Consider the following 13,572-nt stretch of genomic DNA (forward strand, 5'->3'; position numbering starts at 1 on the left):
CCAACCCGATGTCCGGAGGCGGCATGGCCGGGTGGAGCATGCTCCGGTCGATGCGCAACCGGGACGAGGTCGCCACCCACCGGCTCAAGCGCGGCTGGGACGGCACCCCGGTCCGGGAGGATCCGGCGCCGGACCGGGACCTGGACTTCCGCCCGATACGACGCCAGCCGCCGAGCCGGACGCCCCCGCCGCCCGATCCGCTGCCCGGCCTCGCCGCGTTGGTGGCGCTGAGCCTGGTCGCGGCCTTCTTCGCCTGGGTCAGCGCCGGTCCGTTCTGGCTCGCGATCGGCCACGCCCGGGCGGGCACCGTGGTGATCGACGGCTGCACCGGCGACGGGCTCACCCAACGGTGCCGGGGGACGTTCACGGCACAGGACGGACGGTTCATCGCCCACGGTGTACGGGTGAGCGGCGTGCCCGCCGTCGCGAACGCGAGCGGTACACGGCTGTCGGCGCGGATGACCGGCCCGGACGCCACCACCGCGTACGCGGACACCGGCGTCGGCCGGCACCTGCGCTGGCTGCCCGGTCTGCTGGTGGTGCTGGGCTGCACCGCCGGCATCGTCCGGTGGACCGGGTCGGCCCGGTTGCCGGGCCGTCGGAGCCGCCGTTGGGCCGTGACCGCCGCCGTCGCCGGCCCCGTGCTGATCACCGTCGGCTTCCTGGTCGCCGCCTGGTAGGCAGGCCGCCAGGATCCGCGCGAGGCTCAGCTGTGCACGATCGTGTAGACGTCCCGGCGGCGCAGCGCGTACTCGGTGGCGACATCGGTGATGGCGTCCCGCCGGGACCGGCCGGCGGCCTCCCGCTCGGCAACCGCCGTGCGCAGGGTGTCGTCGTCCGGGCGTTCCGGGGCGGTCTCCGGCGCTCCGGCCACCACCAGCGTTATCTCGCCGCGCGGGTTCGCCTCGGCGGCCCACCGGGCCAGCTCGCCGAGCGGGCGGCGGAGCACCTCCTCGTAGGTCTTGGTCAGCTCACGGCAGAGCGCGGCGGGCCGGTCCGCGCCGAACGTGTCGGCGAGGTCGGCGAGAGCCGCGCCGATCCGGTGCGGGGCCTCGAAGAAGACGAGGGTACGTTCCTCGGCGGCGAGCGCGCGCAGCCGGGACCGGCGGGCGCCGGAGGCGCGGGGCAGGAAGCCCTCGAAGCAGAACCGGTCGCAGGGCAGCCCGGAGACGGCCAACGCGGTGGTGACCGCGCTCGGCCCCGGGGCGACGGTGACCGGCGCCCCGACGTCCAGCGCGGCGCGGACCAGCCGGTAGCCGGGGTCGGAGACGCTCGGCATCCCCCCGTCGGTGACCAGCGCCACCACGTACCCGCCGAGGATGACCTCGACCAGCTCGGGGGTGCGTCGTTCCTCGTTGCCCTCGAAGTACGAGACGATGCGGCCACCGACGGTGATGTCGAGGTCGCGGGCCAGCCGGGTGAGCCGGCGGGTGTCCTCGGCGGCGACCACGTCGGCGCTGCTCAGCACCTCCCGGAAGCGGGTCGAGGCGTCGGCGGGGTTGCCGAGCGGGGCACCGAGCAGGACCAGGCGCCCAGTCTCGGACATTTCACCCACGGATTCGTCTCCTTCATCGACAGTGAATACCGGTATCAGGGACGACGGGCGCCACCGGACACCTTGGCAGCCTACGATCGCCGGGTGACGAGTGCGTCGACAGCGCAGAGCCCGAGCGCCGAGCCTGCCAAGATGGTCGAGGTGACGGGCGAGCCCAGCCCCAACCAGGAGCCGACGGCACCGAGTGCCGATGGCGGCGGCGTGTCCGCCGTGGTCAGGCGGAGGTTCGCCACCGTCGACACCAAACTGGACCGGTTCTCCTGGCTGGCCACGGCGGTGGTGGTGGCCATCGCGGCGATCCTGCGGTTCGTCGGGCTGTCCAGCCCGAAGGGCAAGATCTTCGACGAGACGTACTACGCCAAGGACGGCTACGGGTTGATCTCCCGCGCCGTCGAGTGGAACTACAAGGACAACGTCCCGTCGTACGTGGTGCACCCACCGCTGGGCAAGTGGTTGATCGGCCTCGGTGAGTGGGCCTTCGGCTACCAGGACGCCGAGTCGAAGGTCTCCGTGCCCGGCCACCTGATCACCACCGCGCCGGAGTTCGGCTGGCGGTTCTCGGCGGCCGTGATCGGCACGCTGTCGGTGCTGCTGCTGGTCCGCATCGGCCGACGGATGTTCCACTCGACGGTGCTCGGCTGCGCGGCCGGCCTGCTGCTCGCCCTGGACGGCTTCCACCTGGTGCTGTCCCGCGCGGCGCTGCTCGACATCTTCCTGCTCTTCTTCGTGCTGGCGGCGTTCGGCGCGTTGGTGCTCGACCGCGACGCCCGCCGTCGCCGCTGGGCCCGGGCCCTGGACGAGGGGCTCGATCCGAGTCAGCCGGGCCGGGCCGGCCGGCCGTCGACCGGGTGGCGCACCTGGCCGTGGTGGCGCCTGGCAGCCGGAGTCCTGATCGGTTGCGCCTGCGCGGTGAAGTGGAGCGCACTGTACTTCGTCCCGGCCTTCGCGCTGCTGGTGCTGCTGTGGGAGGTCGGCGTCCGCCGCTCGGCGGGGGTCCGCCGGCCCTGGCGGGACACCCTGCTCGACGAGCTGCCCTGGCTGGTGCTCGCCGGCGTGCTCATGGTGGGCACCTACCTCGCCACCTGGTCGGGCTGGTTGATCACCGACGACGGCTACTACCGGCTCGCGTCGGCCTACCCGAGCGCGCCGCTGAGCGACCGCCCGGTGATCGGCCCGCTGATCAACCTCTTCGAGTACCACCGCGCGGCCTACGGGTTCCACGCCCAACTCGACGACGCGCACAAGTACCAGTCCTGGCCGTGGCAGTGGCTGCTGCTCGGCCGCCCGGTGGCGTTCCACTACGCCAGCAACGGCACCTGCGGCGCTCCGACCTGCGCCTCCGAGATCCTGCTGCTCGGCACCCCGCTGCTCTGGTGGTCGTTCCTGCCCGCCCTGGTGGCGCTGGCCTGGCTGGGCCTGGCCCGTCGGGACTGGCGGGCCGGCGCGATCCTGCTGACCGTGGCGGCCGGGCTGCTGCCGTGGTTCTGGCTCGCCCTCGACGGCCGGACGATGTTCTCGTTCTACGCCGCGCCGGTGGTGCCGTTCCTGGTGCTCGCCGTGGTGTACGTGTTGGGCGCGCTGATCGCTCCCGCCGGAGGCGACGTGGGCGAGGTGGTGCCACTGGTGCCCGGCGACCCGAGTTACGAACGTCGACTGGTGGGCAGCATCGCGGCCGGGGCGTACGTGTTGCTGGTCGGGCTCTGCTTCGCGTACTTCTATCCGATCTTCGTCGGCAAGGTGATCCCGTACTCGGACTGGCTGTCCCGGATGTGGCTCGACGGTCGGTGGATATAAGCACCGACAGGCGACGCGCCGCACAGCGCGACGAGAAGGGCCCGCACGCCGAAGCGTGCGGGCCCTTCTGACAAAGACGCGCGCCCCGATCGCCTGCCACGGGGGAAGCGGGCGATTGGGGCGCGCATGAAGAGCTTAACCACCGCGCACCACCGGCACAACGGGTCGACTTGGGTCAGATTTCCGACGGACGATGACCGGACCGCTACCTACCCTTCGTCAGTTGACCGAGGGTGACCTGACGTGGACCCAGAGCGCCGAAACGCCCGGTCAGAGGCGGTAGCCGGCCTGGCCGGACGGCGCCTCGCGCCGATCGCCACCACCCAAACGATCATCCAAAGTGGATCTCACTACACTGCGGGCCGTGATCAACTTCAGACGATCGACGGCTGTCCTTCTCGGACTGCTGGCGACCACCGCGCTGGCCGGGCCCGCCCCGGCGTGGGCCGACGAGGAGCCGGCGCCCGAGCCACCCCGGGTCGAACTGGTACTGGACGTCAGCGGCTCGATGCGCGCCGCCGATATCGACGGACGCAGCCGGATCTCCGTCGCGCAGCAGGCCTTCAACGACGTGGTGGACGCGCTGCCGGAGGAGACCCAGCTCGGCATCCGCGTGCTCGGCGCGACCTACCGCGGCAAGGACAAGAAGGTCGGCTGCCAGGACACCCAGCAGATCGTGCCGGTCGGTCCGGTGGACCGAACCGCGGCGAAGGCTGCGGTGGCGACACTACGGCCGACCGGGTTCACACCCGTCGGCCTCGCACTGCGCTCCGCCGCACAGGACCTGGGCAGCGGGGCCACCACCCGTCGGATCGTGCTGATCACCGACGGCGAGGACACCTGCGCCCCGCCGGACCCGTGCGAGGTGGCCCGGGAGCTGGCCGCCCAGGGCACCAGCCTGGTCGTCGACACCCTCGGCCTGGCCCCCGACGAGAAGGTCCGCCGGCAGCTGCTCTGCATCGCCAGCGCGACCGGAGGCACCTACACCGCCGCGCAGAGCGCCGAGGAACTGACCGGCCGGATCAAACAGCTCGTCGAGCGGGCCGGCGACACGCACACCCGCGCCCCGACGGTGGTCGGCGGCGCGAACGCCTGCGACTCGGCCCCACTGCTCGCCCCCGGCGTCTACGCCGACCGGGAGGCATTCTCCGAGCACCGCTACTACCGGGTGCCGGTACGCCCCGGGCAGGAACTGCGGGCGTCGGTGAGCATCGCGCTGGACCGACCCGTGAACCGGGACTACGGGGTGCTGCTGCGGGCCACCGCGTCGGACGGTCGGGAACTGGTCCGGGGCGCGGACGCCGGCAGCGGACGCGCCGACGTGCTCTCCGCCGGGCTGCGCTGGTCGGCCACCGCCGACGACGAGGACGCCGCGGAGACAGCGGAGAGTTCCGCGCCGGTCGTCGAACCCACCACCGTCTGCCTGGTGGTGAGCAACTCGTTCGCCCCGCGCCCCGGCACCGCGGCCACCCCGGGCATGCCGGTGGAATTGACCATCGACGTGGTCGCCGCCGCGCCTGCTCCGGACGGCCCGGACCTCGGCCGGGGCTGGGTGCTGCTCGCCCTGCTCACCGTCGCCGGGCTGATCACCGGCCTGCTCGCCGGACTGCTCACCCGCTGGTGGGTCGCCACCTGGAGGGAGAACTGATGCGTAACGCGCTGTTCCGGTCACTGGCGGCGCTGGTCGCCGTCGGCGGGGCCGCTCTGGTCCCCGCCGCCGCCGTCGCCGCTCCGACCCCCTCACCGGGAGCCACGCCGGTGAACCGGGCCGGCACGTCGTTCCTCACCGCAACCCCGATCTCCGCCGGGCAGCCGGTGCGGGTGGATGCCTCGATCGGCGACCACCTCTACTGGGCGTTCTCGGCGACCGCCGGCCAGGTGCACGAGATCACCGCCACCGTCACCTTCCCGAAGGGACGCAGCGGCGCCTCCACCTGGACGGTCGACGTCTTCGACGGGCTGCGCCGCCGTCAGGCGTGCACGGCCGGGGCGCAGACCCCGACCGTGGACGCGAAGGCGTCCAGCGTGACACTCGGCTGTACGTTGCGCGAGGTGCGACCGTGGGCGGAGCCCTGGTCGGCGGACCCGCTGCCCGGCTCGTACGTCATCCGGCTCTCGGTGACCGACCTGCCGGAACCGGATCTCGGAGCACCTGTCGACGTGGACCTGCTGGTCGGCGAAGTCGCCGACCGGGGCGCGTCGGCCGACGACGGTGAGTTGGCCGCACCTCTGGTGCCGAACACCAAGGCGGGCACGGTGCTCAACGCCGTACCCGTGGCGGAGCCGGAGGCCGACGACGCCGACTCGCTCACGGACTGGTTGCCGGACCTCGGGTCGCGCTGGGTCTGGACCGGCATCGGCGGCGTGCTCGCCGCGGTGGCCGGCGTGTTCGGCTTCGCGGTGACCCGGCGGCCCCGGCGTCGCTGAACCAACCTGGACCGCTGGTGGCCCCGCCCGTAGCGGGGCCACCAGCAGTTCAGGCGCGTCGGGAACCGCGTGGCAACCAGCCGATGAACCGGTCCTGGAGCGACATCACCGGCGCGGCTCGCAAATCCTCAGTGGCAGCGGCGAGACAGGAGCCCAGGTAGACGCTGAGCATCGCCCGGTCACCCCCGTACTCCGCCAGCAGCCGGCTGCGCTTCGTCGCGCACGGCCACTCGTCACCGCAGGAGCCGCAGCTCCAGCAGGGGGTCTTCGGGGCATGATCGTCGACCCGCACCCCCGACCGTTCCGCACCATCGGTCATCGCACGTCCTTCCAGATGTCCACGGGGCTGGGCGACTACCGTGCCCGGCACGTTGTTGATGGTGGTCCCCCCGGAGCCATCAGAGAGGGCGCTGCACGTCCCTCCGGTGTTACATCTTTGCGGTACCTTCTCCGGTCGTGGGAGTCGGAAATTTGACGCTTGACCGCATGCTCCACTACTACCAATCAGTAGGCCGGCACCGTGCGTGACATTTTTCCGTCCGTCGTCGCGGTCGCCGTCGCCGGGCCGGACGACTGGCTCGGCGAGCTCCTCCCCGTCGAGCAGGCGTGCCTCGGAGAACGGGCCGTGGAGACCCGTCGGCGGGACTTTGCCGCCGGCCGGTCCTGCGCCCGCCGGGCCATGACCGATCTCGGCCTGCCAGCGGCCGCCGTGCCGGCCGCCGCCGACCGCTCGCCCGTCTGGCCCGCCGGGGTGGTCGGCACCATCACCCACACCACCGGCTACTGCGCCGCGGCGACCGCGCTCACCACCGACGTCCGGTCCGTCGGAATGGACGCCGAGCAACACCAGGAGATCAATCCGGGGGTACGCAGGATCGTGCTGCTGCCCGAGGAGGAGGCCCTCTGCGCGGGACTGCCCGGCGGCACGTCCTGGCCGGTCGTCATGTTCAGCGCGAAGGAGACCGTCTACAAGGTCTGGTATCCGGTCGTCGGAACGTGGTTGGGCTTCCGCGACGCCCAGCTCGACATCGACCCGGACGCCGGTACGTTCACCGCCCGGATCGCACCGGCCCGGCTGGACCAAGCGACGGTCGAGGATCCACCGGCCACCATCGCCGGCCGGTTCGTCGTCGCGGACGGGCTGGTCCGCACCTCGGCCGTGCTGCCGTTGCGCTGATTTCCCGCGTCCACGGTGGCCGAAAACGATCCGCCGACGGTCGTCCAGGTTGTCCGGACCAACGGAACACGGGCCGTGGGACGGGTTTGGCGCGACGACCGGGCGGTCCACCACGCACGGTAGCGTCGACAGGTTCCCCGAACCACACGTACCGAGGCGTCAAGGAGCACGGTGACCCACCCCCAGCCCTCCGCCGGGCCGCAGGACCCCCACCAGCCGATCCAGGAACCGCCGACGCAGCCGTCCTCGATGACACCGCCGCAGCCAGCCGCTGATCCGGCGGTCCCGCAGACACCGCTGCCACCCAACCCGTGGTCGGCAGCGTGGAGCGCGTCGCAGCCGCCGTTCTCGGGTGCCGCGTACCCGGCGGCTGGCGGAGGTCACCCGGTGGCCGGTGGACCCGGCTATCCCCTCGCCGTACCCCCACCGATGCCTGCGCAGGGGTCGAAGAAGACAGTCGTGGTCGTCGCTGTCACCGCGGCGGTACTCACCCTGCTCGCCTGCGCCGGCGGCATCGTGGCCGTCGTCATCGGCGCCAACCGGGCCGCGACCAGCGTGACCGAGGCAGGCCCCACCCCCAGGGCCAGCCGGGGCGTGGCCCAGCCGCCGGCGAAGATGCCCTCGTCGGTGGCGCCGGCCGGCGACACTCACAACATGTCGCCCGGCGACACCCTGGTCGTCGACGGCGACGAGGGCACCATCGAGATCACCGTGACGAAGTTCAGCACCGCCACCAAGCCCTGCAAGGCCTACGGTCTCAAGCCCGACGAGGGCATGTACGTGATCGCCGACGTGACGCTCACCGTCACCAAGGGCACCGCCTCGGCGAACCCCCTCTTCTTCAACTGGGTCGCCGCCGACGGCAGCCAGGCCAACGCGGTCGCCGGTGCCTTCTCCGGCTGCGGCAAGCCGATGCCGTCCGCCGAGGAGCTGACCGCCGGCACCAGGCGCACCGGCAGTGTCGTCTTCGACGTCCACGACACCTCGGGAGTGCTGGAGTACCAGCCGATGTTCGAGACCGCGGGCTCCTGGAAGCCGTGATCCGTTGACGCGGTGTGGGGCCGACCCCGACGGGCCGGCCCCACACCGTTGCGCCTGTCGGAGTGTCAGCAGCCCGTCCAGCGAACCGGGGTCACCCGGTCGGCAAGAACGTTGCGGAACCCGACGATGGTCCCCGTGTCGGAGATGGACCGGGCACCGACGGCCACCCCTTCGCCGCCGCCGGGCAGGACCCGGGAGGTGGCACCCCTGGCGACGCGGTCACCACCGACCACGACCCCCTTGGCGTTGACGTCCGTCAGTGCGGAAATCTCCTGGTCGAGCACGGTGTGCGAGCCGTGGCGGAGGTCCCACCGAACCTTCGCACTGTTGCCGTCGAGCCAGACCAGGCCGATCGCCCAGCGGCCCGCCGCCGCGCTGGCCGTGCTCCAGTCGGCGCCCGGGAACGTGAGCGCGTCGATCCGGCCGTTCGGCCGGCGGACCCAGCTGTTCCAGTCCCCGAAGGGCCCGGCACTACCGACGATGGTCCCGTTGTCGGTGATCCCGCTCGCCTGGGCGTTGGCCGGGGCCTTGAGCACCTCGACAGTGCCCGGACGGGCAGCCGGCCAGCGCAGCGCGACGGACTCCCCGGGGACGATGTCCGAGCCGTAGCCGACGATGTCGCCGGAGTCGTTGATGGCGCTGACGAAGATGCCAGTGGACGGCAGCACCGGCAACTGCTCGAGCTTGCCGTCGCGGTAGATCCACGGTTGCCCGATGCCGGTGCCCGGTGCCGAACCGTTGCCGATCACGACGCCGTCGGCGTTGACGTCGACCGGGTCGGCCATTCCCGGCACCTCGACCTCGGTGACCTGCTGCCCGTCCCAGAACAACAGCAGGTACTGGTTGTCGACCTCGCCGACCCGCAGAGCCGTGCCGGCGACGTAACGACCCGTCGGGTCGATGACGCTCGCGTCGGCGCGGTAGGTGTCGGTCGGGTACGGCAGCGTACTGATCTTGCAGGTACGCAGTGCCGCGCCGCCGGGCGCGGCGCTCGCCGGCCCGGAGACAGCCACGCCGAGTGAGGTGGCCAGCAGTGCGGTGGCGGCGGCGCCGGCGACCATCCTGCGTCGAGTGCTTCGATTCATCCTTGCTCCCCGTGTCGGCCCGGTGCTCCGGGCGTCAGTCGATACGGGAACCACCCGCGAGTCGACCTCGCGGTTGCGGTATGTCGGGGAAGGGACAGAGGCGGGGCTACCTCGCCCAGGCCTCGGCGGTGGTGGTGACCGCCCGGCCGGTGCGTACGGACTCTCCGATGGCGAGGCTGATCAGGTGGTCCTGGCAGGCTTCGGCGAGCGGATACGGTGCCGGGCCCTCCTCCCGAGCCCAGGCACCGGCCCGGACAAGGATGTCGGCGACAGCGATGTCGTCGTCGGACATTCCACTGCCGACGAACGGGTTGCGATAGACCACGTCGCCGTCGAAGCTGATGTGCTTCAGGTCGAGCCCTTCCAGGTTGAGGTCGAGGCCGGTCTGCCGACGCACCAGCGACGACTCGACGGGCGTGGTCGGGTCGACCAGCCGGACGACCCGGTCGTCCACCAGCTCACCGCGCGACCCCCGTATCACCAACCGGCGTCCGCGCAGCGGGTTCCACCACTGGTTGTCGGTGAAGTCGTACAGACCCATCCGCCCACCGAAGTCGATGGTCGCCAGCGTGGTGGAGAGCTGCCGCGGGGTGTCGTCACCACTCCAGCCGGCCGGTGACAACGGGTCGGCCAGCGGCGCGGCGAAGGCACGCGCACTCACCTCGGCGGCGTCGAACCCGACCCCGAGCAGGCCACGGATCAGCGAGACCGCGTGGTAGAGGTGCGTCGAGGAGATCTGCACCGAGGTCGGCTCGCCGAGCACCCCCGCGCGGACCAACGCCAGACGGGCCGCGTGCCCGGGCATCAGCAGATACTGCTCGGCGACCTGCACCAGACCACTGCCGCCGACGTCGGCCCAGAGCGCGCGCAGCCCCGCCAGGTCCGGCGCGGGCGGCGTCTCGGCGAGCACGGGTACGCCGGCCGCGACCAGCTCCCGGGTCAGGTCGGGGGTCACCGGCCAGGGCACCGACACGATGACGAAGTCCGGTCGCTCGTGGGCGAGCAGTTCGGCCGTCGTGCGGAAGGCCGGCACGTCCCACGCGGCAGCGACCGCAGCACCACGTGATTCGGTACGCGTCACCACCCCGGTCGCCCGCAGCCGCTCCGGCAGGAGTCGTGCCAGACGGAGGAAGAACTCACCCCGCCAGCCACTGCCGACGAGGCCGAACCGGGTCTGCGCGGTGGAATCCATGTGCACTCCTCACGTCGAGATCCGGATGCTAGCCGCTCCGGGGGTGGCGCTCCTCGCTACGGTTGCGGCCGTGACCGCCGATCCGCTCCGCGCAGTACCCGTCGAGGTGGCCGCACAGCGACCGCCCCTGGACTACTACCTGGTCCTGGCCCGACGCGGGCACTCCGAGTCGACAGACGTCGCGGAGGGGCTCGTCGTCGAGGAGTTCACCCGCCAGCCCGACTTCGCCACCTCGGGACTGGACAGCGCGGGATGGACGCCCGAGGCCGGCTGGTGGAGTTCCGCCTCGCTGAGCCGTGGCCTGCGTACCGACCCGGAGTTGCTGCCCAGGGTGGTCCCCGTCGCGCGTGGCGAGGCGGAGGACGTCTACCGGATCCTCGGCGGCGGCCGGTTGCCCGACGAGGCAGCTCTGCGCGCGTCCTTCGGCGTGCACCAACCGTTCGCGACCGCCGCGCCGCTGCGGCTCGGACCCGCACAGGCACCCGCCGGGTTCTCCGAACGACGCGTCTACCGTGTCCTGTTCGCCAAGGACCTCCGGGAGGACCAGGTGGAAGATCTCCGGACAATCTGGTGGACGGCCGAACTCGACACCGGTCCGCGTGCGCCGGGTTCGGTCGCAGCCGGTCACCTGGAGCGGGGCGGTGATCTCTTCACCTGGGACCTGCGTCGGGTCGGCAACGGGCTCGCCTGGTGCCTCGACGTGACGGCCCTGTTGACGACGGACGCCTCTCCGGAGGTCGGACCGACCCTGTACGAGCTGACGAAGGCCGTACGGCAGCGCGGCCTGATACCCGTCACGACCGAAAGGTTCGCCTGAACTCGGTGATCGCCGGCAGCCGTACCCGTTCCCAAGTTGATCGACACTGACTAGCCTCGATCCCGTGCAGATCGGCGTGAACGTACCCAACTTCGCCCCCGGTACCGATCCCCAGGTGCTGCGGCAGTGGGCCCAGACAGTCGAGGGTCTCGGCTTCGACCTGCTGATGGTCTCCGACCACATCGCGGTGACCCCGGACGTGGCCGAGCAGTATCCAGCGCCGTTCTACGAGCCGTTCACCACGCTGTCCTGGTTGGCAGGGGTGACCCACCGGGTCCGGCTCGGCACCACAGTGCTCATCGTCCCGTACCGGCATCCGCTGCTCACCGCCCGGATGGCGGCGAACCTCAACCGCCTCAGCGGGGGCCGGCTCGTCCTCGGCGTCGGCGTCGGCTGGGCCCGGCAGGAATTCGAGGCGCTCGGGGTTCCGTACCAACGGCGCGGCGCCCTCACCGACGAGTACCTACAAGCCATGCGCGACGCCTGGCGCAACACCGACGACTACGACACCGACCCCATCCCGCTCTGGGTCGGCGGCAACAGCGACGCCGGCATGCGTCGCGCCGTACGACTCGGAGACGCCTGGCACCCGCTACGACTCACGCCCGACAAGCTCACGGACGCGGCCGGACGCCTCGACGTCATCGCCGCCGAGCTGGGCCTTCCCAAGCCCGCGTTGATGCCGCGCATCGCCCTTCAGGAGACCCGCGAACCGGTCACCGACCCGGGCCGGCTCGCCGGTGTCGGCACCATCGAGCAGATCACCGCCGACCTCGACCGGATCCGCCTGCTCGGCGCGGAGACGGTGGTGCTCGACCCGTTCAACGACGACCTGACCGAGATCCGCCAGCCCGAACGCGCCTGGCGAACCCTCGCGGCCGTGGCCGCGTACGCCAAGAACCAGGAGGACCGATGACGCCCGACGACGAACGACTTCTCCGCCGTGCCGTGCAGATCGCCGGCGAGGCCGGCGCATCCGGCGAACGGCCGTTCGGCTCGTTGCTCGCCGCCGAGGACGGCACCGTCCTGATTGAGGACCACAACACAGTGGTCTCCGACTCGGACATCACCGCCCACCCGGAACTGAAGCTGGCCCGGTGGGCCGCCCGGGAACTCGCCCCGGACGTGGCCGCCAGCACGACCATGTACACCAGCTGCCAGCCCTGCCCGATGTGCGCCACCGCGATCGACCGCTCCGGCCTCGGCCGGGTGGTGTACGCCCTGTCCTCGGAGCAGTTCGAGGAGGTCAAGCCAGCCACCCCGCCACTACCTCCGGTGCGCTACGAGGGCCCGGCGCTGTTCGACGAGGCACGCCGCCCGATCGACGACCACTACTGATCCCGTTGCGCGAGCTTCCAGGTCAGGTACGGGTGGTCGAGCCGCCGGAAGTTGTCGATGCCGCCGAGTGGCCCAGACGGTCGGGCGTCGAAGAGGGCGGGTAGGTCGTCCTCCCGCCCCGCCGCTACGGCCTCGTCGAGGCGCATGTAGTGCGCGAGCAGGGCGTCGAAGGTAGGGACCACACCCTCCGACAACTCCTGGACGAGCGCGGCTCCGCACGCCTCGGCTTCCCCTGTCGACCGGATCGCCCACCGGTCGGAGTCGTCGGAGTACGCCGGATCGGCATTCAGCCGCGTCCACCACTGGGCGATCGACGCAGTGGGCCGGTCGCGGTGCTTCCTCCCGAGCACCTCCTGACGCCAGTCAAGCCAGGAGGTGGTCGCGACACCGAGGTTGACGTAGAAGATCGAGGTGTCGCCCCAACTGCCCGTGGACCCCTGGAACTCGATGATCGCGGCATGGCCGGATTCGGAGATCCGGCGGAAGGTCCCGTGCGACCGTTTGAAACCGTGCCCTCGCAGCGCCGGCCCGACCTGCTTGGCGATCATGTTCAGGTATGCCTGCCGGACCGGACGCTCCATGCCGAAGATCATATTGACGGGTACGACGACAAGCCCGTGCCGTGCGGACCTGCCGTACCGAAAAAGGCCGTCTCCGACTAGCGGAAACGGCCTTTGACCTGGGGTGGAGCTGAGGGGATTTGAACCCCTGACCCCCTCGATGCGAACGAGGTGCGCTACCAGTCTGCGCCACAGCCCCCCACCGGCGAACCGGCTTCGGTCCCACCCGGCTTACACCGGGCGGGCCGGCAGCAAGGCTAACAGGTCCCCGGCCCCCACCGCGAATCCGCCCCCGGTGCGGCGCTGCACCCCGCCCAGAGATCCACTCCACATCGCCGACCTGGGGGTGTCCGGCCGGGCTGATACCGCCACATCGGCGAGCTGGAGTGGATCAACGCGCGCTTGGTCGCGCTCCGCCCGGAGATCCACTCGGGTTGCTGCGAATCGGGGTATCCAGGACGCCCCGACACCCCGACTTCCAGGAACCCGAGTCGATCAACCGCGGCGTCACCGGCCTGGTCTGCGGCTCCGACCTGATGGCTCTCGGCGCGATCCGGGCTGCCCGGCAGCGTGGCCTGAGGGTTCC

At 71.5% G+C, this 13,572-nt stretch carries 14 protein-coding genes and 1 tRNA gene; 9 read left to right on the top strand and 6 right to left on the bottom strand.

All coding sequences use genetic code 11. The features are described 5' to 3' along the window. Positions 1 to 680: hypothetical protein (locus ACWCO3_RS21440; RefSeq protein WP_450011643.1), on the top strand; the 680-nt coding region annotated here is incomplete at its 5' end. Between the two features lie 26 nt (positions 681 to 706). Here ACWCO3_RS21440 and rsmI read toward each other — a convergent pair. Next, a complete protein-coding gene (gene rsmI, locus ACWCO3_RS21445) occupies positions 707 to 1,546 on the bottom strand; it encodes a 16S rRNA (cytidine(1402)-2'-O)-methyltransferase (protein WP_450011641.1) in 840 nt (279 codons plus the stop codon). Positions 1,547 to 1,687: 141 nt separating this feature from the next. Here rsmI and ACWCO3_RS21450 point away from each other — a divergent pair, with 141 nt between their 5' ends. The 3 genes from ACWCO3_RS21450 (at position 1,688) to ACWCO3_RS21460 (ending at position 5,776) form a co-directional block, all read left to right on the top strand. Further along, entirely contained in the window at positions 1,688 to 3,349 is a 1,662-nt protein-coding gene (locus ACWCO3_RS21450) for a dolichyl-phosphate-mannose--protein mannosyltransferase (protein ID WP_357931277.1), read from the top strand. A 364-nt stretch (positions 3,350 to 3,713) separates the two neighbouring features. Next, positions 3,714 to 4,997: a VWA domain-containing protein gene (locus ACWCO3_RS21455; protein ID WP_358049359.1), complete on the top strand. Its 1,284-nt coding sequence runs from the start codon at positions 3,714 to 3,716 to the stop codon at positions 4,995 to 4,997. Next, positions 4,997 to 5,776 carry a peptidase gene (locus ACWCO3_RS21460; protein ID WP_358049361.1) on the top strand — a complete coding sequence of 260 codons (780 nt, stop codon included), beginning with the start codon at positions 4,997 to 4,999 and terminating at the stop codon, positions 5,774 to 5,776. Before ACWCO3_RS21455 ends, ACWCO3_RS21460 begins: the two co-directional genes overlap by 1 nt. Positions 5,777 to 5,825: 49 nt before the next feature. Here the strand turns inward: ACWCO3_RS21460 and ACWCO3_RS21465 are convergent, their stop codons facing one another. Beyond that, positions 5,826 to 6,095 (bottom strand): hypothetical protein, encoded by a 270-nt coding sequence (locus ACWCO3_RS21465; protein WP_145786212.1) that lies wholly within the window; start codon positions 6,093 to 6,095, stop codon positions 5,826 to 5,828. A 201-nt stretch (positions 6,096 to 6,296) separates the two neighbouring features. Between ACWCO3_RS21465 and ACWCO3_RS21470 the strand changes: the two genes are divergently transcribed. After that, positions 6,297 to 6,953: a 4'-phosphopantetheinyl transferase family protein gene (locus ACWCO3_RS21470; RefSeq protein ID WP_355022812.1), complete on the top strand. Its 657-nt coding sequence runs from the start codon at positions 6,297 to 6,299 to the stop codon at positions 6,951 to 6,953. Between the two features lie 171 nt (positions 6,954 to 7,124). Beyond that, on the top strand, positions 7,125 to 7,994 hold the full coding sequence (locus ACWCO3_RS21475) for a DUF4352 domain-containing protein (RefSeq protein WP_145786210.1): 870 nt from the start codon (positions 7,125 to 7,127) through the stop codon (positions 7,992 to 7,994). A gap of 65 nt (positions 7,995 to 8,059) precedes the next feature. On the opposite strand, the gene ACWCO3_RS21480 is transcribed toward ACWCO3_RS21475, so the two are convergent. Both ACWCO3_RS21480 and ACWCO3_RS21485 read right to left on the bottom strand, forming a co-directional pair. Further along, positions 8,060 to 9,079, bottom strand: coding sequence for a hypothetical protein (locus ACWCO3_RS21480; protein WP_423436067.1), 1,020 nt, complete (start codon positions 9,077 to 9,079; stop codon positions 8,060 to 8,062). 106 nt (positions 9,080 to 9,185) lie between these two features. Next, positions 9,186 to 10,271, bottom strand: a complete 1,086-nt coding sequence (locus tag ACWCO3_RS21485; RefSeq protein ID WP_450011633.1) for a Gfo/Idh/MocA family protein — start codon at positions 10,269 to 10,271, stop codon at positions 9,186 to 9,188. A 70-nt stretch (positions 10,272 to 10,341) separates the two neighbouring features. On the opposite strand from ACWCO3_RS21485, the gene ACWCO3_RS21490 reads away from it, so the two are divergent. The 3 genes from ACWCO3_RS21490 (at position 10,342) to ACWCO3_RS21500 (ending at position 12,426) form a co-directional block, all read left to right on the top strand. Next, positions 10,342 to 11,088 carry a hypothetical protein gene (locus ACWCO3_RS21490; RefSeq protein WP_450011635.1) on the top strand — a complete coding sequence of 249 codons (747 nt, stop codon included), beginning with the start codon at positions 10,342 to 10,344 and terminating at the stop codon, positions 11,086 to 11,088. A gap of 64 nt (positions 11,089 to 11,152) precedes the next feature. Then, complete coding sequence (locus ACWCO3_RS21495) at positions 11,153 to 12,004, top strand: LLM class flavin-dependent oxidoreductase (RefSeq protein WP_357930927.1); 852 nt, start codon at positions 11,153 to 11,155, stop codon at positions 12,002 to 12,004. Next, positions 12,001 to 12,426, top strand: a complete 426-nt coding sequence (locus ACWCO3_RS21500) for a nucleoside deaminase (protein WP_450011638.1) — start codon at positions 12,001 to 12,003, stop codon at positions 12,424 to 12,426. Before ACWCO3_RS21495 ends, ACWCO3_RS21500 begins: the two co-directional genes overlap by 4 nt. On the opposite strand, the gene ACWCO3_RS21505 is transcribed toward ACWCO3_RS21500, so the two are convergent. Together ACWCO3_RS21505 and ACWCO3_RS21510 are read right to left on the bottom strand one after the other, a co-directional pair. Next, positions 12,420 to 13,007: a DUF4304 domain-containing protein gene (locus ACWCO3_RS21505; RefSeq protein ID WP_450011640.1), complete on the bottom strand. Its 588-nt coding sequence runs from the start codon at positions 13,005 to 13,007 to the stop codon at positions 12,420 to 12,422. The two genes, ACWCO3_RS21500 and ACWCO3_RS21505, sit on opposite strands and share 7 nt — an antisense overlap. A gap of 104 nt (positions 13,008 to 13,111) precedes the next feature. Beyond that, a tRNA-Ala gene (locus tag ACWCO3_RS21510) sits at positions 13,112 to 13,185 on the bottom strand. Positions 13,186 to 13,572: the final 387 nt, after the last annotated feature.

It is taken from the genome of Micromonospora sp. NPDC002411 (assembly GCF_053592955.1).

Excerpts from the sequence above, each read along its gene's own strand:
- rsmI (WP_450011641.1), bottom strand. The coding sequence starts at position 1,546 with ATGTCCGAGACTGGGCGCCTGGTCCTGCTCGGTGCCCCGCTCGGCAAC.
- ACWCO3_RS21450 (WP_357931277.1), top strand. The coding sequence starts at position 1,688 with ATGGTCGAGGTGACGGGCGAGCCCAGCCCCAACCAGGAGCCGACGGCA.
- ACWCO3_RS21460 (WP_358049361.1), top strand. The coding sequence starts at position 4,997 with ATGCGTAACGCGCTGTTCCGGTCACTGGCGGCGCTGGTCGCCGTCGGC.
- ACWCO3_RS21465 (WP_145786212.1), bottom strand. The coding sequence starts at position 6,095 with ATGACCGATGGTGCGGAACGGTCGGGGGTGCGGGTCGACGATCATGCC.
- ACWCO3_RS21480 (WP_423436067.1), bottom strand. The coding sequence starts at position 9,079 with ATGAATCGAAGCACTCGACGCAGGATGGTCGCCGGCGCCGCCGCCACC.
- ACWCO3_RS21485 (WP_450011633.1), bottom strand. The coding sequence starts at position 10,271 with ATGGATTCCACCGCGCAGACCCGGTTCGGCCTCGTCGGCAGTGGCTGG.
- ACWCO3_RS21500 (WP_450011638.1), top strand. The coding sequence starts at position 12,001 with ATGACGCCCGACGACGAACGACTTCTCCGCCGTGCCGTGCAGATCGCC.
- ACWCO3_RS21505 (WP_450011640.1), bottom strand. The coding sequence starts at position 13,007 with ATGGAGCGTCCGGTCCGGCAGGCATACCTGAACATGATCGCCAAGCAG.